This is a genomic window from Streptomyces sp. NPDC057249 (assembly GCF_042669245.1).
GTDB lineage: Bacteria > Actinomycetota > Actinomycetes > Streptomycetales > Streptomycetaceae > Streptomyces.
Map to the genome: position 1 here is coordinate 198,385 of NZ_JBHUXS010000001.1, position 21,275 is coordinate 219,659.

Here is a 21,275-nt window from a genome sequence, read left to right on the forward strand (position 1 = left end):
GGTGCCACCATGACACCTGATCAATGGGCGACAGCGTTCACCGGTCGGATCGCTCAGCGCCTACGAGACTCGCGCCGGGCCGCCGGCCTCACGATGGCCGAGGTCGCGCAGGAGTGCGCGGCCCGCGGCATGCCGGAAATCACCGAGCACTCGATCAAGAACCTGGAGTCCGGACGCAAGACGAGCGTCAGCGTGGCGGACGTCGTCATGCTTGCCGACGTACTGGACGTCCCGCCGGTCACCCTGCTGTTCCCGCTCGGTTCTTCGGCGGCGGTCGAGGTTCTGCCGGGCCGCGAGCTGTCCACCTGGGACGCGGTCGCGTGGTTCACCGGTGAGACACCTCTGGATGATGCGGCCCCCGAGGGCTCGCCCCGGGACGTGCTCGACAGCTTCCGACACCATGGCGACCTCGTTGCCGCGTCGATGTCGTCGTACGACTTGGCGCAGGAGCGGCGACGTGTGGCCAGCACCACTCTGGACCGCAGTCGCCGAGCCACGCTTCTTGAGCGGGCCGAGGGATACGAGGCGCACGCTTTCGAGGACGCCCAAGAGCTGCGCGCGTACCGAGAGCGGATGCGTCAGCGCGGCCTCACCCCTCCGGCCCTTCCTGACCGACTCGCCTTTGTCGACGAGACCGACATACGTCCCGAGGCCGGGGAGCGTGGATGAAGAAGGGCACCATCACGCGGCGGTGCCGGTGCACTGACCCCGAGACCGGCAAGGACCTCGGGGCGTCGTGCCCGAAGCTCCAGTCGCGACGGCACGGGACCTTCGGGGTGTTCCAGGAGCTGGACCCCGCCCAGGACGGCCGACGACGGCGGTTTCGTCGTGGTGGCTTCGAGACCTCCACCAAGGCCCAGGAGGAGCTGGGCAAGGTCCGCGCCCTCATGGCGATTCCCGAAGAGGACGACGCGTGGGGCAGGACGCAGATCAGCGACCTGCTGGAGGACTGCGTCAAGGAGAAGACCCCTCTGCCGGACTACGACGAGACCCGTCGCCGGTTCCAGACGGGTCAGTCGCTCAACTCGAAGACCACCGTCGGGGAGTGGCTCGACACCTGGCTGGCCGGGCGGAAACGTCTGCGCCGTGGCGGTGCGTCGCGCTACGAATGCGACATCCGCGTCCACCTCAAGCCGCACCTCGGGCACCTTCGCCTCGACAAGCTCCGAGTCCACCACATCGACAAGATGTTCGACGCCATCAACGAGCGGAACATCGAGATCCAGGAGCAGAACGCCCAGCGACGCGCGGTCGCCGACGAGCTGAAGGCCACCCCGAACAAGGGAGCCGAGAACCGGGCGCGCCGGAAGTGGTTCCGCGCACAGCTCGACGCGATGCCGCCGTTCCGTCGAGTCACCGGGCTGAACACCCAGCCTCACATCCGCGACACGCTCCGGGCCGCGCTCAACGTTGCCATCGCTCAGCAGGTCATGCCCGCCTTCAACCCGGCCGCTCACGTCGAACTGCTGCCCGGTACCAAGCCGAAGGCCCTTGTCTGGACCGAGGAGCGCATCACTCGTTGGCAGGAGACCGGTAAGCGGCCGTCGCCGGTCATGGTCTGGACCCCGGAGCAGACCGCCGTCTTCCTCGACTTCGTCGCGGGAGACCGGCTGTACTTGCTCTGGCGACTCATTGCGTTTCGCGGTACTCGGCGAGGAGAGGCGTGCGGTGTCCGCTGGGAGGACTACTCCGCGAAGCACTGCTCGCTGGCCATCGCCACGCAGCTCGTCCAAGACGGCTGGGAGGTCCACGAGGGTGCGCCCAAGACCGACAGCGGCCTCCGACTGATCGCCCTGGACGGCGAGACCAACGAGGGCCTCCTCACGCACAAGGCGCGCCAGCAGACCGAGCGCGAGGCATGGGGTGAGGGCTGGCAGAACACCGGTCGGATCTTCACCCAGGAGGACGGCTCTCTCCTCCACCCGGGCAAGGTCAGCGATCTGTTCGAGCGCCTCGTGGAGGCGGCTGGCCTTCCGCCGATCCGCCTTCATGACCTCCGGCACGTCGCTGCGACGCTGATGCTCGCGGCGGGCGTCGACATCAAGGTCGTCTCGGAGACCCTCGGCCATTCGGACACGCGGATCACGCGGGACATCTACCAGTCGGTCCTCGACGACCTGGCGCGTGACGCCGCCGAGAAGGTCGTGCAGCTCGTCCCTCATGCGCGTAAGGCGCTGGCGGCTGTTCCGGACGTCGTGCCGCAGGTAGACCCCGCGTCTCGCCTGCCGAGGATGGCGCCACCACGTAAGGACGACGCGACCCAGCAGAATCGTTCCGCCTGACGGTGGACGGAGAAGGAGCCCCGGTCAGAGGGAAGCTGACCGGGGCTCCGGCTTGTGCGCGAAGCCGCTTCACGGCCTCGCTGGGCTGCTCAGAGAGGGTCATCCACGACCGTCAACAGCGCTGCGGCGATGGCGATCAGCGCTTTCGCCTCGTCCCTGCTGTAACTGAACGCCGACGTCACCGCGTCCTTGTGAACCGCTGCGCTCGTCTGGTCCTCGACGGCGAGACGGATCCAAGCCCAGCGTTCGTCTTGCGTGCGCTGCAACCTGTCCTTACCGCCGGGCCACTTCCAGCCGCTGTGGTCCTTGATCCATTCAAGCGCGCGACGGGCCTCCAGGATCGCGCCTTCGATGTCGTCGTCCAGGAGTCGGCGCTGGGCTGCGCGCAGGAACCGGGCGGGCGTCGCGCGGGGGTCGTCCTCCAACGGGAACGGGACCTGCATCTCGAACGCGACCGCGGGGCCGAGGGCGGAGACCTGTTCGATCCAGCGGCTCTTTGCCACGCTGAAGTGCAGGACCTCCGTCGTGCTACCGGGGTAGCCGGGGGCCTGCGGAAGCGTGCCGGTGACCTCCAGTTCCATTCGGAGGTCGCCGTCGCGAGCCTCGTTGATGGCGTGGAGTTGGGCCGAGGTGAGGAGGAACTTGAGGACGGGCCGCTCGACTCCGGTCTCCGGCGTGAACGCGAGCACTTCCGTCCCCCGTCCGACGAGCGTCCGCTGGTAGGGGTTCGCGATCCCGTACAGGTCGGTCTGGAGAGCCAGGAACCTGCCGGCCTTCGTCGCACTGGGTGCCTTCACATCCAGCCCGACCTGCAGACAGATCGTGCCCATGCCCCGAAGGAGCTGGACGCTCTCCTCCCGGACGCCGAGGACGAATTCGCCGGCCTCCGCGTCGAAGCGCATCACGTTCACGACCGCCCCCTCCACCGTGATCTTCCGACCGACCGATTCTCTACCAGGTGGCGCGGTGACGACGTCGGTTTATAGGAACCCCCCAAGAGCACTCACGACGGATTACGGCCCGTGGACCGCAGATGCGCTCTTGAAGTCGCCTCCCCGTTGCCGGTCGGCCGGCCCCCGCCTGTCCACCGCTTTGCACGCCCGCTGCACGCCTGTCCACCGGTTGTCCACCGGTGGCGATCATGGTGCCCCGAGCGGGACACATCACCGCCGAGAATGGATCAAGAAAAGCACAAAGGCCCAGGTCAGAGGCTATCTGTCCTGGGCCTTTACTGAGCCGCCTTCGGGATTCGAACCCGAGACCTACGCATTACGAGTGCGTTGCTCTGGCCAACTGAGCTAAGGCGGCGCGCCCTGTTCGCACCATGATGCGATCAGCAGCGACGCCAAGTCTACACAGTTTCCGGGGGTGCTCCGAACCAGCCCGCCCCGGCACCGTTCGCGCAGGTCAGCGGCACTTCTTGCCCGCGGCCGGAGGGGCGCCCTCCAGGAGGTACGTGTTGATCGCCGTGTCGATGCAGTCGCTGCCGCGTCCGTACGCGGTGTGGCCGTCGCCCTCGTAGGTGAGCAGCGTGCCCGAGGAGAGCTGGCCGGCCAGGGACTCGGCCCAGGCGTACGGGGTGGCCGGGTCGCGGGTGGTGCCGACGACGACGATGGGGGCGGCGCCCTTCGCCTCGATGCGGTGGGCGGTGCCGGTGGCGGGGACGGGCCAGTGGGCGCAGTTCAGGGCCGCCCAGGCGAAGCCCCTGCCGAAGACCGGGGACGCCTTCTCGAAGGAGGGGAGGGCCTTCTCGACGGCCTCGGGGCCGGTGAAGGCGGGCGGGAGGTCGAGGCAGTTCACCGCGGCGTTGGCGAACATCAGATTGGTGTACTTACCGCTCGGCTCCCGCTCGTAGTAGCTGTCGGCCAGGGCCAGCAGCCCGGAGCCGTCGCCCGACTCCGCGCCGGTCAGCGCCTCGCGCAACTGGGGCCACGCCGACTCGTCGTACATCGCGGCGATGACGCCCGTCGTCGCGAGCGATTCGCCCAGCTCGCGGGACTCGCCCGTCGGGATCGGGTCCGCGTCCAGGTCGGCGAAGAGCTTCTTCAGCCGGTCCGCCGCGTCGGAGGCGGACGTGCTCCCGAGCGGGCAGTCCGCCTGCTTCACGCAGTCCTTCGCGAACGACTGGAACGCCGTCTCGAACCCCGCCGTCTGCGCCCGGTTCATCTCCACCGACGAGAGCGAGGGGTCCATCGCCCCGTCGAGGACCAGGCGGCCGGTGCGGCCCGGGAACAGCTCGGCGTAGGTCGCGCCCAGGAACGTCCCGTACGACGCCCCCACGTAGTTCAGGCGCTCGTCGCCGAGCAGGGCGCGCAGCATGTCCATGTCGCGTGCCGTCTCCACGGTCGAGACGTGCGGCAGCACCTCGCCCGAGCGCTTCTCGCAGCCCGAGGCGAACTTCTCGAAGGCGTCACCCAGCTTCGTGACCTCGCCGTCGTCGTCCGGGGTCTGGTCCACCTGCGTGTACGCGTCCATCTGCGGCCCGGTCAGGCACTCGACGGGCTCGCTGCGCGCCACCCCGCGCGGGTCGATGGCCACCATGTCGTAGCGGGCCCGCACCTGGGCGGGGTAGCCGATCCCCGCATAGCCCTGGAGGTAGCCGATGGCCGATCCGCCGGGGCCGCCCGGGTTCACCAGGAGGGAGCCGATGCGCTTGCCGGGGCCGGTCGCCTTCTTGCGCGAGACGGCCAGCTTGATCTCGCCGCCGTCCGGCTTCGCGTAGTCCAGCGGCGCCTTCATCGTCGCGCACTGGAAGCCGCTGACACCGCAGTCCCGCCAGCTGAGGCGCTGCGCGTAGTACGACTTCAGGCCGGCCGGGACGGCCGAGGGCGACGCGGAGGCCGTACCGGCGGAGGAGGCTTCCGACGACGCGTCTCCGCCGCCGCACCCGGAGACGAGCAGGCCGGCAGTGCCGAGCACGAGGGCAAGAGTGCGGAACGGGCGCCTGGTGTCCATGCCCGGAGCGTAGCCGCAGCCCCGCCGTTCACCCGATTCCTTGCTCTTTCGGGTGATTGGCTGGGGATACGGGCACCTCTCAGCCCGCGCGCAGCGCCATCGTCATCGCCTCCACCGCCAGCAGCGGCGCAACGTTCCGGTCCAGGGCGCGGCGGCAGGCCGACACCGCCTCGATCCGGCGCAGCGTGCGCTCCGGGGTGGACGCGCGTGCGACGCGGTCCAGGGCGTCCTCGGCGTCGGCGTTGGCTATCGCGATCCGCGAACCGAACTGCAGGGCGAGCACATCGCGGTAGAAGCCGGTCAGCTCGGTGAGCGCCAGATCGAGGCTGTCGCGCTGGGTGCGGGTCTTGCGGCGCTTCTGCTTGTCCTCCAGCTCCTTCATCACCCCGGCCGTGCCGCGCGGCATCCGGCCTCCGGCGGCGGCACCGAGCGCCGCCTTCATGTCCTCCGTCTCCTTCGCGTCCACCTCCTCGGACGCCTGCTTCGCGTCCTCGGTCGCGGTGTCGATCAGCTCCTGCGCCGCCTTGAGGCATCCCCCGATGTCCTCGACGCGCAGCGGCAGCTTCAGCACCGCGGCCCGGCGCGCCCTGGCCCGCTCGTCCGTGGCGAGGCGGCGCGCCCTGCCGATGTGCCCCTGGGTGGCGCGGGCGGCGGCGGCGGCCCGCTCCGGGTCGATGCCGTCCCGGCGGACCAGGACGTCGGCGACCGCGTCGACCGGCGGCGTCCGCAGGGTGAGGTGGCGGCACCGCGACCGGATGGTCGGCAGCACGTCCTCCAGCGAGGGGGCGCACAGCAGCCACACCGTGCGCGGGGCGGGCTCCTCGACCGCCTTCAGCAGAACATTGCCCGCGCCCTCGGTGAGGCGGTCGGCGTCCTCCATGACGATGACCTGCCAACGCCCGACCGCCGGCGAGAGCTGCGCGCGGCGCACCAGCTCACGGGTCTCCTTGACACCGATGGAGAGCAGGTCGGTGCGGATCACGTCGACGTCCGCGTGCGTCCCGATCAGGCTGGTGTGGCAGCCGTCGCAGAAGCCGCAGCCCGGCGCCCCGCCCAGCGCGCGGTCGGGGCTGGTGCACTGGAGCGCGGCGGCGAAGGCCCGGGCGGCGGTGGAGCGCCCGGAGCCCGGCGGTCCGGTGAACAGCCAGGCGTGCGTCATCTTGGAGCCGGGCGGCACCGGCTCCCCCGCCGCGTCGGCGGTGACCAGCACATCGGCGTCCCGGGCGGCGGCGCCCAGCTGCTCCTGCACCCGGTCCTGGCCGACCAGGTCGTCCCACACGGACATGGGGCACCGCCTTCCGCTTCGCTCGACGTGTGGCTCGCGTCGATCCGGTCTCCCATTGTGAGGGACGGGTCTGACAACGCGGACGCCGATGGCCCCGCACCCGTGGAGGGCGCGGGGCCATCGGCGTACTTCCGTCGGCGCCGGACCGGTCAGCGGCGCGGGCGTCGTCCCCGGCCGCCCGACGACTCCGGGCCCTCGTCGTCGTAACCGCCCAGCAGCTCGTCGGCCAGGCTGGGCAGGTCGTCCAGCGGGGTCTCCTCCGCCCAGTCGGGCCGGGGGCGCCGGGGCCGCTGCTGCTGCGCGTGCGGGTCGGTGATCTGCGGCAGCTCACGGGTGCGCTCGTTGTCGCCCTCCGCCGGCCGCTCGTCCCGGAAGATGCCGCGCGGCACGCGGTCGGACGGGTCGGACTCCCGTGCACCGCCACCGCGCCCGGTGTCCGGGACGGCGGGCAGCACGGTCGTCTCCTCGGAGTCCGAGAACTTCGGGATCACGGTCGTCTCGTCCTGGTCGGACGGCCACGGCCCGCCGCGACCCCGGTCGGAACCGGAGGCCGGGTCCGCAGGCGCGGGAACGGGCTGGGTGATCTCGTTCGGGTCGACGATCGGCGTGGGCACGGTCAACTCGTTGTCGGGCCCGGAGGGCTCGTCACCGCTACCGGAACCGTCGGCTTCCGAGGAACCTCCGGAGTCCTGCCGCAGCCGGGACTCCTCCTCACGGGCGGCCCGGGCGCGGGCTTCCTGCCGTGCGGCCAGCGCGCGGGCCTCCTCCTCGCGGGCGGCCCGCTCACGGGCACGCTCCTCGGCGGCCTCCGTTTCGGCCCGGGCCTTGGCCTCCGCCTCCGCCTCGGCCTGGCGACGGGCGGCCTCGGCCCGGAGCAGGGCCTCCTCGGCCTTGCGCTGCTTCTCCAGCCGCGCGGCCTCGGCCTCCTTGCGCAGGCGGGACTCCTCCTCCGCCTGCCGGCGCAGTCGAGCCTGCTCCGCTTCGTAGGCCGCTTCCTCGGCCTCGCGGCGCGCGCGCTCGGCCTCGGCGGCGCGGCGTGCCTCCTCGGCACGCTGCCGCTCCTCCTCGGCCTTGCGGGCGGCCTCCTCCTCGGCACGGCGCCTGGCCTCCTCCGCGCGCTGCCGGGCCTCCTCCGCCTGGCGTTCGGCCTCGCGGCGGCGCGCTTCCTCCTCCTCGCGCCGCTTGCGCTCCTCCTCCTCGGCGCGGAGCTTGGCGAGCTGTTCCTGCCGCTCGCGCTCCAGGCGTTCCTCCTCGGCCTTGCGCGCGGCCTCTTCCTCGGCCCTCCGCCTGGCCTCTTCCTCGGCGGCCTTGCGGGCCTCCTCGCGGGCCTTGATCTCGGCCTCCGAGAGCGGCAGGACCTGGTCGAGACGGTGGCGTACGACCGTGGTGACGGCCTCCGGTTCCTGACCGGCGTCCACCACGAGGTAGCGGGTCGGGTCGGCGGCGGCCAGGGTCAGGAAGCCGGAACGCACCCGGGCGTGGAACTCGGGCGGCTCGGACTCCAGCCGGTCGGGCGCCTCGGTGAACCGTTCCCTCGCGGTCTCGGGCGCCACGTCCAGGAGCACGGTCAGGTGCGGTACGAGGCCACTCGTCGCCCAGCGCGAGATGCGGGCGATCTCGGTGGGGGCCAGATCGCGGCCCGCGCCCTGGTAGGCGACGGACGAGTCGATGTAGCGGTCGGAGATGACGACGGCACCGCGCTCCAGGGCCGGGCGGACGACCGAGTCGACGTGCTCGGCGCGGTCGGCGGCGTACAGCAGGGCCTCGGCCCGGTTGGAGAGCCCGGCCGACGACACGTCGAGCAGGATGGACCGCAGCCGCTTCCCGATCGGGGTCGCGCCCGGCTCACGGGTGACGACGACCTCGTGGCCCTTGGCCCGGATCCACGCGGCGAGCGCCTCGACCTGGGTGGACTTGCCGGCTCCGTCGCCGCCCTCCAGGGCGATGAAGAAGCCGTTCCCGGCGGGCGCGACGGCCGGGTCGCCGCCGCGCAGCGCCTCGCGCAGATCGCGTCGCAGCGGTACGCCGGAGCGGTCGTCCGTCTTCGCGAGGACGATGACCGCGACGGGCAGCAGCAGGGCGCCGACCAGCATCAGGGTGAACGCGGCGCCGCCGTGCGCGAAGACGAAGTCGCCGATGGTCAGCCGGTGGGTGCCGATGGCCGCGGCGACCAGCGGACCGCCGACCGCGCCGAGGGCGATGAGGACCCGGACGACGGCCTGGAGGTGCTCGCCGAGCCTCGTCCGGCGGGCCTCCTCGGTCTCCTGGTCGACGAGGACATGACCGGTGTTCGCTGCGACGCCCGCCGCGTATCCGGCGAGTACGGCGAGCAGGACGACGGTCGCGGTGTCCGGGACGAGGCCCATCGCCAGGAGGGCGACGCCCGTGACGGCGGTGGCGAACGAGAGCATCCGCCGCCGCGACAGGGTGGGCAGCACCTTCCCCGCCGTACGGATGCCCACACCCGTACCGCCGGTGAGGGCGAGGACCAGCAGGGAGAGGGTGACGGGCCCGCCGCCGAGGTCGCTGGCGTGCAGCACGGCGACGGCGGCAGCGGCCGCGACGGCACCGGCGACCGCCGCGCAGGTGGCGACGATCAGCGGGACGGAACCGGTGCGCCCCTTGTCGGGGCCGTTCCCCGCCGACGGCCGGCGCAACCCCTCCAGGGGCGAACGCGGGCGAGGCGTCTGCGTACCCGGCAGTTGCAGGAAGTACAGGGTGGAGATGGAGGCGGAGAACAGCCCGGCCGCGACGTACGAGCCGAGGGCCGCCTGATGGAAGGAGAACCAGTCCAGGCCGGAACCCAGCAGGCTGCCGATCACCGTGGCGACCAGCAGGACGGCCGCGGCGAGGGGAACGGCCGCGAAGTCCGTACGCAGGGACAGCCGGCGCAGCGCGTCGAGGTGGTCCGGCAGCGGGCGCACGGCGGCGCCCTCGATCGGCGGGGCGGGCAGCAGCGCGGGCGCCGCGCTCTCCTTGGCGACGGTCCAGAGCCGTTCGGCCGCCCCGGACACGAAGACGGTGACGAGGATCATCGTGAGCGCGTTGGAGGGCGTCCAGTCGATCCACAGGGGCGCGACGACGAGCAGCAGGAGCCGCAGCCCGTCGGCGCCGATCATCAGCCACCGCCGGTCGACCGGCCCGCCCGGCGCCGTGAGCGACGTCAACGGCCCGAGGAGTACGGCTCCGAAGAGCAGGGTGGAAATGATCCGGGCCCCGAACACGGCGGCGACGGCAAAGGCCGCCCCTCGGTATCCGGTCCCGAATGAGCCCTCGAGAACCGCCGCTTGCAGCGACAGCAGCACCAGCACGAGAAGGGCGAGTGCATCGCCGGTACCGCCGACGAGCTGGGCGCTCCACAACCGCTTCAGCGGCGGAACACGCAACAGGGCTCGTACGGCGCGCTCGCGTGAGTCTGCGGCAAGTGCGTCGGAGGTGGGGCTCACGACCGTAGGCTGCTCGGCTCGCGTCATCCGCCCAGCCTAACGGGACACCCACGCCCCCCGTGCCCCCACCCGATCAAACACCCAGCCCCGCCGACGTTCGAGGCGCGGGGCCCGGGCCGGAGCCCCCGAAACCCAGCCTCGCCGGCGTTTGAGGCGCGGGGCCCGGGGCGGAGCCCCGGTTTCGGGAAGGGGCGGGTAGGGGAACAGGCCCGCCGCAGGCGCACCCACCCCACCCGAACACCCGGAAGCGCCTACTCCTCCGCCGCAGCCTTCTTGGCCGCCACAGCCTTCTTCGCCGGAGCCTTCTTCGCCGTGGTCTTCTTGGCCGCAGCCTTCTTCGTCGCCGCGGCCTTCTTCGCCGGCGCCTTCTTCGCCGCAGACTTCTTCGCCGTCTTCTTCTTCGCCGGCCCCTTCGCCCGCTTCTCCGCCAGCAACTCGTACCCCCGCTCCGGCGTGATGTCCTCGACACTGTCCCCGGTGCGCAGCGTCGCGTTCGTCTCCCCGTCGGTGACGTAAGGACCGAACCGCCCGTCCTTCACCACGACCGGAGAACCGCTCACCGGGTCCGTGCCCAGCTCCTTCAGCGGCGGCTTCGCCGCGGCGCGCCCCCGCTGCTTCGGCTGCGCGTAGATCGCGAGGGCCTCTTCGAGCGTGATGTCGAAGATCTGGTCCTCCGAGGTCAGCGACCGCGAGTCCGTGCCCTTCTTCAGGTACGGCCCGTAGCGCCCGTTCTGCGCCGTGATCTCGACGCCTTCGGCGTCCACGCCGACCACGCGCGGCAGCGACATCAGCTTGAGCGCGTCGTCCAGCGTCACCGTGTCGAGCGACATCGACTTGAACAGCGAGGCCGTCCGCGGCTTCACCGCGTTCTTGCCGGTCTTCGGCGTGCCCTCGGGCAGCACCTCGGTGACGTACGGCCCGTACCGCCCGTGCTTGGCGACGATCTGGTTCCCGCTCACGGGATCCGCGCCGAGCTCGAAGTCGCCGCTCGGCTTGGCCAGCAGTTCCTCCGCGTACTCGACGGTCAGCTCGTCGGGCGCCAGGTCGTCGGGGATGTCCCCCTTCTGATAACCCTCCGCGTCCTTCTCACCGCGCTCGATGTACGGCCCGTACTTCCCGACGCGAAGCTTGATGTCGTTGCCGACGGGGAAGGACGAGATCTCCCGGGCGTCGATCGCGCCGAGGTCGGTGACGAGCTCCTTGAGTCCGCCGAGGTGGTCGCCGTCGCCGTTGCCCGCGTCGGAGGCCGCTCCCGCCCCGGCCGCGTCGTCGCCCTCCTGCGTACCGAAGTAGAACCGCTTCAGCCACGGCACGGACTGGGCCTCACCGCGTGCGATGCGGTCGAGGTCGTCCTCCATGCGGGCCGTGAAGTCGTAGTCGACGAGCCGGCCGAAGTGCTTCTCCAGCAGGTTGACCACGGCGAACGAGAGGAACGACGGCACCAGGGCCGTGCCCTTCTTGAACACGTAGCCGCGGTCGAGGATCGTGCCGATGATCGAGGCGTACGTCGACGGGCGGCCGATCTCGCGCTCTTCGAGCTCCTTGACCAGCGACGCCTCGGTGTACCGGGCGGGCGGCTTCGTCGCGTGGCCGTCGACCGACATCTCGTCGGCGGACAGCGCGTCGCCCTCGGTGACCTGCGGCAGCCGCCGCTCGCGGTCGTCCAGCTCGGCGTTCGGGTCGTCGGCGCCCTCGACGTACGCCTTCATGAAGCCGTGGAAGGTGATCGTCTTGCCGGACGCGGAGAACTCGGCGTCCCGCCCGTCGCTCGCCCGGCCGCCGATCTTGACGGTGACCGAGTTGCCGGTCGCGTCCTTCATCTGGGAGGCGACGGTCCGCTTCCAGATCAGCTCGTACAGCCGGAACTGGTCGCCGGTGAGACCCGTCTCGGCAGGGGTGCGGAAGCGGTCGCCGGAGGGGCGGATCGCCTCGTGCGCCTCCTGCGCGTTCTTGACCTTGCCCGCGTACGTACGCGGCTTCTCGGGCAGGTAGTCGGCGCCGTACAGCTGGGTGACCTGCGCCCGGGCCGCGGCGACCGCGGTGTCCGAGAGGGTCGTGGAGTCCGTACGCATATAGGTGATGAAGCCGTTCTCGTACAGCTTCTGCGCCACCTGCATGGTGGCCTTCGCCCCGAAGCCCAGCTTCCGGCTCGCCTCCTGCTGGAGGGTCGTCGTACGGAAGGGGGCGTACGGGGAGCGGCGGTACGGCTTCGACTCGACGGACCGCACGGCGAACGCGGAGTCCGCGAGCGCGGCGGCCAGAGCCCGGGCGTTCGCCTCGTCCAGGTGCAGCGTCTGGCCGGAGGCGGACTTCAGCTGCCCGTCGGCGCCGAAGTCGCGGCCCTGGGCGATGCGGCGCCCGTCGACCGCGCTGAGCCGGGCGGTGAAGGTCGAGGGGTCCGAGGCGCCCTCCCGTCGCCCACCACCACCCTCAAGCGAAGTCGCTGCGCTCCCGCCGGCTACGCCCCGCCCGGTGGCGAAGGTCCCGGTCAGGTCCCAGTACTCGGCGGAGCGGAAGGCGATGCGCTCGCGCTCCCGCTCGACGACGAGCCGGGTGGCGACGGACTGGACGCGGCCCGCCGAGAGCTTCGGCATGACCTTCTTCCACAGGACCGGCGAGACCTCGTAGCCGTAGAGGCGGTCGAGGATGCGGCGGGTCTCCTGGGCGTCGACCATGCGCTGGTTCAGTTCGCGCGGGTTGGCGACGGCGGCGCGGATCGCGTCCTTGGTGATCTCGTGGAAGACCATCCGGTGGACGGGGACCTTGGGCCGCAGGACTTCCTGGAGGTGCCACGCGATGGCTTCGCCCTCGCGGTCCTCATCGGTGGCGAGGAAGAGTTCGTCGGACTCGGCCAGCAGCTGCTTCAGCTTCCTGACCTGGGCCTTCTTGTCGGCGTTGACGACGTAGATCGGCTCGAAGTCGTTCTCGACGTCGACGCCGAGGCGGCGCACCTCGCCGGTGTACTCGTCGGGCACCTCGGCGGCGCCGTTCGGGAGGTCGCGGATGTGCCCGACGCTCGCCTCGACAACGTATCCGGGGCCGAGATAGCCCTTGATCGTCTTCGCCTTGGCAGGGGACTCGACAATGACGAGTCGGCGGCCGCCCTGTGCGGTCTCGCTGGTCGGGGACAACTTCGCTCTTCTCTCCGGTCGACGCTCGGTGGGCATCCGGGGCAGCGCGAGGGCGCTGCCGACAGTGCTGTCGCTGCGGAGTGTGACGGTACAACCCGCCCCCGTGTCAAACGGCAAAAGCCCGCAACGGCCACTCGAACGGTAACCCGACTTCCGGCATTCCTGCCGCCCGGCCCGCTCGGTCCGCCCCGCACACGGCCGCCGCCTGCGGGTTTCGGGACCGCCCGGACCGCCCCGCGGGCGCCGGGCGCGGGGGCCGGCCGGCCCGGGCGTGTTCCCGGCCTCACCACCGGGCCCCGGAGCGACCCGCCCTCGTACACCTGTCAGGCGGACGCACTCACACGCGACCGAAGCACCACACCCCGAGGACGAGGAAAAGTACGCCGAACACAGTGACGAGTGCGGTGGAGACGACGGGGCGCACCCCGTACACCACCGGCGCACGGTTCAACACGCACGCCCCCGTCCACAGCAGCAGCGCCGCACCGAACAGTGCGAACGTCGTTCCGGCCAGGACAGCGGGCCCGCTCTCCATTCCGTACGCCTCCCTCTTCCCCTGCCACGTCTCCGATACGCGGGGAGGCTCCCACCACGGAACGTCGCGGGCGCCAACACGGGGTGAACAGCAGGACCGTCACATCACGTCGAGCGTCGCGCGCCGCCTGCTCCCCCGTTCGAACAGAGCGAGCAGTACGACGGCGAGCAGGGCGTACCCGGCGCCCGTCAGCAGCTCCGCGGCGATCCCCCGGCCGTCGAGTCCGGCCCCCACGGACAACTGACGCGCCGCGTCGGCGGCGTGAGTGAGCGGCAGTACGTCCCCGACGGCCCGCATCCAGGCCGGCAGGGTCTCCCGCGGCACGTTCGCCCCGGTCAGGAGCAGCAGGACGGAAGCGGCCACGTTCGATACGAGGAAGACGTCCCGGAACCGCAGCCCCAGCGCCCCCAGCGCCAGTCCGAAGGCGGAGCATCCGGCAGCGGCGGCGAGCAGGACCGCGCCAAGCCCCGGGAGCGCCCCAAGCGGAATGCGCAGACCGAGCAGGAGGCAGGCGGCGGAGAGCGTGAAGACGCTGATGACGAGACCGTTCAGCACATACGGGAGGGCCCGGCCGAACCAGAGCGGAGCACGGCGGCGGGGGCTGAGCAGGACCGCGCCGAGCGTCCCGTACCGCCGCTCGTTGGCGACGGCCATCGTGCCGCCGTACACACAGGCTGTGGACGAGGAGATCACGGCGTTGCCGAGCAGGTAGAAGCGGTCGTCGGCGACGCCCAGCTGCCGTCCCAGGAAGACGAAGAAGAGGAGTTGCAGCAGCGGACCGACGAGCAGGGTGCCGATGAACATGGGCGGCGTCGTCCAGTTGAAGAGCGCCCGGTACGAGAGGGCGCCACCGATCATCACGAGCCGTGCCGCGGAAACGATCCGGCGGCGCAGGCCGGGGGCGGAACCGGAATCCGGGTGGGGGACATGGGCGGGCATGCGGGCACCTCCTGGGGTGGGGCGGAAGGGAGCGCGGGCGCCGGCTCCGGCGCGCCGGGTCAGGCGAGGGCGAGGGTCGCGGCGGCCCGCGCCCGCTGTTCGACGCGTCCCAGCACGAGGACGGCGATCAGGGCGTAGAACGCCCCGAGTCCGAGGGCGGCGCCCATCGGGAGCAGCACTTCGCCCGAGCCCGCCCCGCCGGAGGTCGCCGCGTGCACCGCGCGGGAACCCCAGGTGGTGGGCAGCGCCCAGGAGACCGGACGCGTCCAGTCCGGCAGCACGGTGATGGGCACGAGCATCCCGGACAGCAGCCACACGGGGGCGTCCAGCGGGTTGGCCAGCGCGTTCGCGTTGCGCAGCAGGACGAAGGTGGCGGCGAGCAGCAGACCCATCATCCCGAGCGAGAACACACAGGCGGGGACGGCGGCCAGGAAGAGCACCGGATGCGCGAAGTCCAGCGGCACGCCGAAGAGCACCGCGCCCCAGAGCACCGTCGCGCCCATGGAGTAGGTGCCGATGACGGCGGTGGCCAGGGTGATGGGCAGCAGGACGAGGGGCAGCGGGGTGGGCGAGGCGACGAGCGTCTCCAGGGTGCCCAGCCAGCGTTGGTTCTGCACGGCCCCGCCGGACCCGAAGAGGACCGAGGACCAGATGCCCATCAACCCGGCCCCGACGGCCGCGGTCAACAGCCGGTCGGGGTCGTCGGCGGCGCGGAAGAGGTAGACGGAAAGCGTCGCGTAGACCAGGGGCACGAGGACGGCGAAGGTGACCTCCAGCGGCGAACGGCTCATGTACGACACGTGTGTCCGCACGCCGACGGCGGTCAGGCGCAGGGCCCGGGCGGCCGTCATGCGGCGACCTCGCCTTCGAGGTGGCGGTCCGTCCCGGGGCCCGGAACAACAGGTGCGGGCTCCGGGCCGGAGGGCTCGTCCGCCTCTTCCACGATCGCGATGTAGGCGTCCTCCAGCGTGGGCTCCCTGGTGACGACCCGTCCGAGGCGGACTCCGTCGAGCGCTGCCAGGACCTGGCCGTGCAGGTCGGCGCCGTGCTCCGTCTGCACGATGACGGCCTGTCGGGCACCCCGGTCCTCGGCCGCCACACCGTGCACACCGGCCACGGCGCGGATGCGTTCGAGGTGGTCCTCGCCCGCCCCGTACGCCTCGATCTCCAGGATGCCGCGTTCCCGGACACGCGACTTGAGGCGGTCCGGCGTGCCGAGTGCCCTGATCGTGCCGCCCGCGATGACGGCGATCCGGTCGCACAGCTCGTCGGCCTCCGCCATGTAATGCGTGGTCAGCAGCACCGTGGTGCCACCGGTGCGGAGGTCGGCGACGGTGCGGCGGAGGTCGCGCGCCGCCACCGGGTCCACACCGATGGACGGCTCGTCCAGGAACAGGACATCGGGGCTGTGCAGCAGGCCGCGAGCGATGTGCAGCCGCTGCCGCATGCCCCGGGAGTACCCCTCGACGCGCTCCTTCTCGCGCCCGGCGAGGCCGACCAGGTCGAGCAGCCCGGCGATCCGCCGCTTCTGGTCCCGGGGTTCGACTCCGTACAGCTCGGCGAAGTAGCGCAGGTTGTCGAGCGCGGAGAGCCGGTCGTACAGGCCCCGGTCGCCGCCGAAGACGTAGCCGATCCGGCGGCGTACGGCGACCGGGTCGGACGCCACGTCGTGCCCCAGGACCCGGGCCGTGCCGGAGGTGGGCAGCAGCAGGGTGTTGAGCATCTTGATGGTGGTCGTCTTGCCCGCGCCGTTCGGCCCGAGGAGCCCGAAGAGCTCGCCGCGTGCCACCTCGAAGGTGACCCCCCGCACGGCTTCGGTCTCGGTGCGGCGCGGACGCAGGAAGCCGGTCCGGCTGGTGTAGGTGCGGCGCAGGTTCGTCGCCTCGATCGCAAGCATGGCCCGGACGCTAGGTCCGCCGCTCCCACCCCTGCCATCGATTCGGAACCCCCCGAATCGTCCGCGCCCGCTGCTACGACACCGCGCGCAGCACGTCCTCTCCGGAGAGCAGCGCCAGAAGGGCCCGGCCGGTGTCGGTGAGCTGGTAGTAAACACTGCGGCCGATCCGGTGCCGGGTGACGACATCGGCTTCGGCGAGGGCCGACAGATGCTCGGAGACCGTGCTCGGCGCGAGCCCCAGCCGGTCGGCTATCCCGGCGGTGGTGAGCGGTCCGCCGAGCTGGCGCAGGACCGAGGCCCGGCCCCGGCCGAGCAGCAGCCCGAGCCGGTCGCCGCTGTCGCCGCGCTCCGCCGGCCGCTCGCGCAGGGCGCCCGCGCCGCGCGCCTGGAAGGACAGCGTCAGGACCTCGGGGTCGTCGGTGGAGTAGAGCCGGCAGCCCTCCGCGAAGACGAGTGGCACGAGCAGCAGCCGCCGCTCGCCGGCCCGGTACTCCGCGTCGATGTGCTTCGTCAGCTCCAGGACCGGCGGCTGCCACGTGGCCCGGCTCTCCAGACCGGTGAAGAGCGCGTCGACGCCCTCGGTGGCGAAGGTCCGCGCCCGGATCAGCACTTCGTCCTCGACCAGGCGGCGCATGACGGGCCAGTGGGCGGCCATCGCGCCCTCCCAATAGGCCGCGTACGCGTCGGCGAGCGCCGCACACGCCCCTTCGGGATCGGCGAGATACGGGCGTACGTACGGGTGGTCCTCAAGGCCCGTGTAGTGCTCGGCGATCCCCGCGCGGACGACCTCGGCCGGCGTGGCCCGGACGGCGTCGAGCTCCGCCTCGACGGCGGTGGCCCCGACCGGCCGGGGCAGCATGAAGTCGGGGAACTGGAGCGGGCCGTCGATCAGCAGCCGCAGCGCATGCGTCCGGTCGTCCTCGCGCAGCACCTCACGGGCCCGCACCACCCACTCCTCGTACGGGCGGGAGGGGTGGCGGTGCGGCATCGCGAGGTGGAGGCTGCAGAAGGCGTCCCACAGCGGGCTGATCGCGATGCGGGTGGCGCCGAGCGACGCCTCGTCCAGCTCGATCCGGATCATCCGGTCACCGCCCGCCCGGAGGCAGCGGCTCCAGGAAGCCCTCCTCGACCAGCAGCCGGATGGCCTGCGGGGTGCGGTCCCTCAGCAGCACCGGGTCCTCGTTCATCAGCTGGGCGATGGCGTCGAGGATGCGCCCGGCGGGCAGCGAGCCGTCGCAGACACCGGCGAACCCGGCACCGACCGCGTCGACCTTGGTGGCCCGGCGCATGCCACGGTTCTGACGGAGCACCACGTGCTCCGGGTCCTCCGCCCCGGGGAGCCCCACCTGCTCCTGCACCACCTCGGCGGCCAGGGTGAAGTGGGCGGCCAGGAGCGCGGCGTCGTCCTGCTCGCGCAGATAGTCCTGGCGGGCGAAGTGCGCCTCGACCGCGGGGCCGAGCGGCTGCTCCACCGCGTGCGGCCACTCCTCGATCACCACGGAGGGATTCCCGGCGGCGGCCGGGGCGGACTTCCTCAGCGTGATCCAGCCGAAGCCGACGCCCTTCGTCCGCCGCGCCTCGAACTCGTCCAGCCAGGCGTCGTACCGCGCCTCGTACTCCGCCGGGTCCGTGCGGTGGTCGCCGCTGTCGCGGAGCCACAACTCGGCGTACTGCGTGACGTCCTGCACCTCGCGCTGCACGATCCAGGCGTCGCACCCCTCCGGGACCCAGGCGCGCAGCCGGTCCTGCCACTCCTCGCCCTCGGTGTGCTCCCAGTTGGCCAGGAAGTGCGCGAAACCGCCCTCGTTGAGCCGGTCGCCGGTCTGCCGCACCAGGGTCCGGCACAGGTCGTCACCGGCCATTCCACCGTCGCGGTAGGTGAGCCGGGTGCCCGGCGAGATGACGAACGGGGGGTTGGAGACGATCAGGTCGAAGGTCTCGGCGCCGACCGGCTCGTACAGCGAGCCCTCGCGCAGATCGGCCGGGGCGGCGCCGGACAGGGCGAGGGTGAGCCGGGTGAAGGCGAGGGCACGCGGATTGAGGTCGGTCGCCGTGACCCTGGTGGCGTGCTGCGCGGCGTGCAGCGCCTGGATGCCGGAGCCCGTGCCGACGTCGAGGGCGGAGCCGACGGGCTTGCGGACGGTGATCCCGGCCAGGGTGGTGGAGGCCCCGCCGATGCCGAGGACGACGCCCTTCTCGCGCGAGCCGATCCCGCCGGCGCCCCCGACCGCGCAGCCCAGGTCGGAGACGATGAACCAGTCCTCGCCGTCCGGGCCGCCGTACGGCCGGACATCGACGGTCGCCCGCACCTCGCCGGCCGTCTCGGTCAGCCAGCCGTCCGCCACGCACTCCTTGAGCGGGAGCACCGCCGCCGCCCGCTCGGCAGGCACGGGCCGCTGGAGGAGGAAAAGGCGCACCAGCGTGGCGAGCGGCGTGTCGCCACGCGTGGCCCGCGATGCCGGCACCGTCTCGCTGCGGGCCAGCGCGGCGTAGGCGGGCGCGCCGAGCAGGTCGAGGAGCCCGTCGGCCGTGAACGCGGCCGCGAGCAGGGCCTCGCGGAGTCGGTGCGCGTGGTCCGCTGCGGGAAGGTCTGCTGCGAAGAGGCTGGTCTTACTCACGTGCCCCATTGTGACGGCTCCCACTGACAACGGCAGCGGCCCGGCCACCGCGCCGGGCGCCCCCGGGGTGGCCGGGCCGCTCACCCGGATTCCGTCCGATCCCGGCGAGCCGTGCAGACGGCCGCCCGGCTACGCCTTCTTGTCGGCGGACGCGGAGGGCGACGCTTCCTTCGACGGCTTGGCCGAGGGCTCGGAGTCGTCCGACGCGCCGGCCGAGGGAGACGCCGAGGCGGTCGGCTTCTGGCAGCCCTCCTGCTTGGCCATCGCGGTGCCGACCTCGCCGGACTGGAGCTTCTGCAGCGCCTGGTCACCGCTGGTGCTGATCTTGTTCAGCTCCTCCGCGACGCCCTTGAGGCCGTCGGCGAACTTGCCCTGGTCCTTCGTTTCCAGGTCGTCGACCTTCTCCTGAAGTTTCGCGTAGGCCGCGGAGGAGGCGTTGAGTTCCTTCACGGCCTCCTTCTGGGTGGTCTCGCCGTCGTCCACCGGCGGCGGACCCGCCGAATCGACGGCCGAGCCCAGCGCCTTGTACGCCTGCGAGATCTGCTGGAAGGCAGCGGAGTCGGTCTTCTGGACGTCGGCGGGCTTGCTGTTGTCGGAGGTCTGCTGCTGGATGGACGCGTTGGCGTTCGCGATCTTCTGCAGCTGGGGCTGAACCTGGTCGCAGACCTTCTTCGCCCAGTCGTTCACCTTGTCGTCGCTGTCGTCGCTGCAGCCCGACAGTGCCAGTACGAGTACCGCACCGCCGGACAGCGCGGCTGCAAGCTTCTTGTTCACCGGTTTGGTCCCTTCCAAGGCTCTCGGCCCCGGAACTTACACGCCGAACGCCCTCCATCCGGGTGCCAGGCGTCCGTTAAGCAGGCTTTTGCAGCCATTTGCACCAAGGGAAATGAGGGATACGCAACTCACCCGGACAGCCCTCACCGAGGGGAACGCGTGAACGATTCCTCACCCTCGCGAAAAGGCACACCGGGCGGGCGTGGCGTCAGGACGCCGTAGGGGTAAGGAAACTGACCGCGCGTCGCCCACCACCGGCACCGCCACCGCCACCGCTCAGGGAAGGACGGCGACCGGCGTCTTCGGCCAGCTCATCCGGATCACCCCGCCGTCCGCACCGGAGCGGACCTCCACGTCGTCGACGAGACCGCTGATGACCGCGAGGCCCATCTCGTCCTCGTCGTCGGCCTCGGACTCGGGCGCGTCGGGCCCTCCGCCGGAGGTGGCACCGCGCCCGGAGACGCTGCCTGGCACGGAGCCGTCAGCGCCGGGGCCCGGCACCTCGTCCCCGACCTCGATGGCGAACGTCTTCTCCTCCTCGATCAGGCGGACCATGACGGGAGCCGTGATGCCGTGGCTGCGGTGCAGCCCGACGGCACGGCTGCACGCCTCGCCCACGGCGAGGCGGACCTCGTCGAGCACGGCCTCGTCGACTCCGGCCCTGCGCGCCACGGCCGCCGCCACGAGACGGGCGGTCCTGACGTGTTCGGGCTGGGCGCTGAAGCGGAGTTCAACGGTGGCCATGCGATCCCCCTCGAACGTACGTATGTGCATGCCCGGGACGGGCCGCGGCCCGAAGCCCGGCTCGGTCTGCGAGCGTCGGCTCCCGGTCTCGGAGCGGGTCCTCCCGGACGGGTCGGAATGACCGGCCAAATAATCCGGCCACGGGCCGCCGACCGGGTGATCCCGGCGACCCGGGCACGCCCCACCGGCCACGGGGGACGGAGGCCGCCACTCGGCAGGCTCCCTGTGGAGCCGCCGCGGGCCGCCCGCCGCCGGACCGGCGCGAACCGGCCCGGCGCTGACCGGACCGGTGCCGGACCGGATGTCAGTCGGTGGCCGCGACGGCCTCGTCGACCGTGGTGTGGATCGGGAACACCTTGGTCAGGCCGGTGATCCGGAAAATCTTGAGAATGCGCTCCTGGTTGCAGACCAGGCGCAGCGAGCCCTCATGGGCCCGCACACGCTTCAGGCCGCCCACGAGCACGCCGAGGCCGGTGGAGTCGAGGAAGTCGACGCCTTCCATGTCGACAACCAGGTGGTAGCTGCCGTCATTCACCAACTCGACCAACTGCTCGCGCAGCTTGGGCGCGGTATACACATCAATCTCGCCACCGACCTCGACGACCGTACGGTCGCCACCAGGGCCGGACACATTGCGAGTCGACAAGGACAGGTCCACGGATCCTCCAG

16 protein-coding genes and 1 tRNA gene are annotated in these 21,275 nt (G+C 71.8%); 2 read left to right on the top strand and 15 right to left on the bottom strand.

The features are described from left to right. Positions 1-9: 9 nt before the first annotated feature. Positions 10-669, top strand: coding sequence for a helix-turn-helix domain-containing protein (locus ACFUJY_RS00990; protein WP_383292575.1), 660 nt, complete (start codon positions 10-12; stop codon positions 667-669). Beyond that, on the top strand, positions 666-2,282 hold the full coding sequence (locus tag ACFUJY_RS00995) for a tyrosine-type recombinase/integrase (protein ID WP_383292578.1): 1,617 nt from the start codon (positions 666-668) through the stop codon (positions 2,280-2,282). Before ACFUJY_RS00990 ends, ACFUJY_RS00995 begins: the two co-directional genes overlap by 4 nt. 89 nt (positions 2,283-2,371) lie before the next feature. Here ACFUJY_RS00995 and ACFUJY_RS01000 read toward each other — a convergent pair whose 3' ends face one another. From ACFUJY_RS01000 to ACFUJY_RS01070, 15 genes are all read right to left on the bottom strand, one after another. Further along, positions 2,372-3,193 (bottom strand): hypothetical protein, encoded by an 822-nt coding sequence (locus ACFUJY_RS01000; RefSeq protein ID WP_383292580.1) that lies wholly within the window; start codon positions 3,191-3,193, stop codon positions 2,372-2,374. Between the two features lie 323 nt (positions 3,194-3,516). Then, positions 3,517-3,590, bottom strand: a tRNA-Thr gene (locus tag ACFUJY_RS01005). A 99-nt stretch (positions 3,591-3,689) separates the two neighbouring features. Then, positions 3,690-5,237, bottom strand: a complete 1,548-nt coding sequence (locus ACFUJY_RS01010; RefSeq protein WP_383292583.1) for an alpha/beta hydrolase — start codon at positions 5,235-5,237, stop codon at positions 3,690-3,692. A gap of 79 nt (positions 5,238-5,316) precedes the next feature. Next, entirely contained in the window at positions 5,317-6,522 is a 1,206-nt protein-coding gene (locus tag ACFUJY_RS01015; RefSeq protein WP_018102166.1) for a DNA polymerase III subunit delta', read from the bottom strand. 149 nt (positions 6,523-6,671) lie between these two features. After that, positions 6,672-9,995 (bottom strand): dTMP kinase, encoded by a 3,324-nt coding sequence (gene tmk, locus ACFUJY_RS01020; protein WP_383292587.1) that lies wholly within the window; start codon positions 9,993-9,995, stop codon positions 6,672-6,674. 224 nt (positions 9,996-10,219) lie between these two features. Continuing rightward, positions 10,220-13,099: a type I DNA topoisomerase gene (gene topA, locus ACFUJY_RS01025; RefSeq protein WP_383292590.1), complete on the bottom strand. Its 2,880-nt coding sequence runs from the start codon at positions 13,097-13,099 to the stop codon at positions 10,220-10,222. A gap of 337 nt (positions 13,100-13,436) precedes the next feature. Further along, positions 13,437-13,634 (bottom strand): hypothetical protein, encoded by a 198-nt coding sequence (locus ACFUJY_RS01030; protein WP_383292593.1) that lies wholly within the window; start codon positions 13,632-13,634, stop codon positions 13,437-13,439. Between the two features lie 99 nt (positions 13,635-13,733). Then, on the bottom strand, positions 13,734-14,573 hold the full coding sequence (locus tag ACFUJY_RS01035) for an ABC transporter permease (RefSeq protein ID WP_383292596.1): 840 nt from the start codon (positions 14,571-14,573) through the stop codon (positions 13,734-13,736). 59 nt (positions 14,574-14,632) lie between these two features. Continuing rightward, positions 14,633-15,424: an ABC transporter permease gene (locus ACFUJY_RS01040; RefSeq protein WP_383292599.1), complete on the bottom strand. Its 792-nt coding sequence runs from the start codon at positions 15,422-15,424 to the stop codon at positions 14,633-14,635. Then, positions 15,421-16,470, bottom strand: a complete 1,050-nt coding sequence (locus tag ACFUJY_RS01045; RefSeq protein WP_383292602.1) for an ATP-binding cassette domain-containing protein — start codon at positions 16,468-16,470, stop codon at positions 15,421-15,423. The genes ACFUJY_RS01040 and ACFUJY_RS01045 overlap by 4 nt, the downstream gene beginning before the upstream one ends. Before the next feature lie 73 nt (positions 16,471-16,543). Beyond that, a complete protein-coding gene (locus ACFUJY_RS01050) occupies positions 16,544-17,551 on the bottom strand; it encodes a winged helix-turn-helix domain-containing protein (RefSeq protein ID WP_383292605.1) in 1,008 nt (335 codons plus the stop codon). 4 nt (positions 17,552-17,555) lie between these two features. Next, positions 17,556-19,097, bottom strand: a complete 1,542-nt coding sequence (locus ACFUJY_RS01055) for a methyltransferase (RefSeq protein WP_383292608.1) — start codon at positions 19,095-19,097, stop codon at positions 17,556-17,558. 120 nt (positions 19,098-19,217) lie between these two features. Continuing rightward, positions 19,218-19,862 (bottom strand): small secreted protein, encoded by a 645-nt coding sequence (locus tag ACFUJY_RS01060; protein WP_383292611.1) that lies wholly within the window; start codon positions 19,860-19,862, stop codon positions 19,218-19,220. Positions 19,863-20,138: 276 nt separating this feature from the next. Next, positions 20,139-20,606, bottom strand: a complete 468-nt coding sequence (locus ACFUJY_RS01065) for an ATP-binding protein (protein WP_383292614.1) — start codon at positions 20,604-20,606, stop codon at positions 20,139-20,141. A gap of 304 nt (positions 20,607-20,910) precedes the next feature. Further along, entirely contained in the window at positions 20,911-21,264 is a 354-nt protein-coding gene (locus tag ACFUJY_RS01070; RefSeq protein WP_003967428.1) for an STAS domain-containing protein, read from the bottom strand. Between the last annotated feature and the right edge of the window lie 11 nt (positions 21,265-21,275).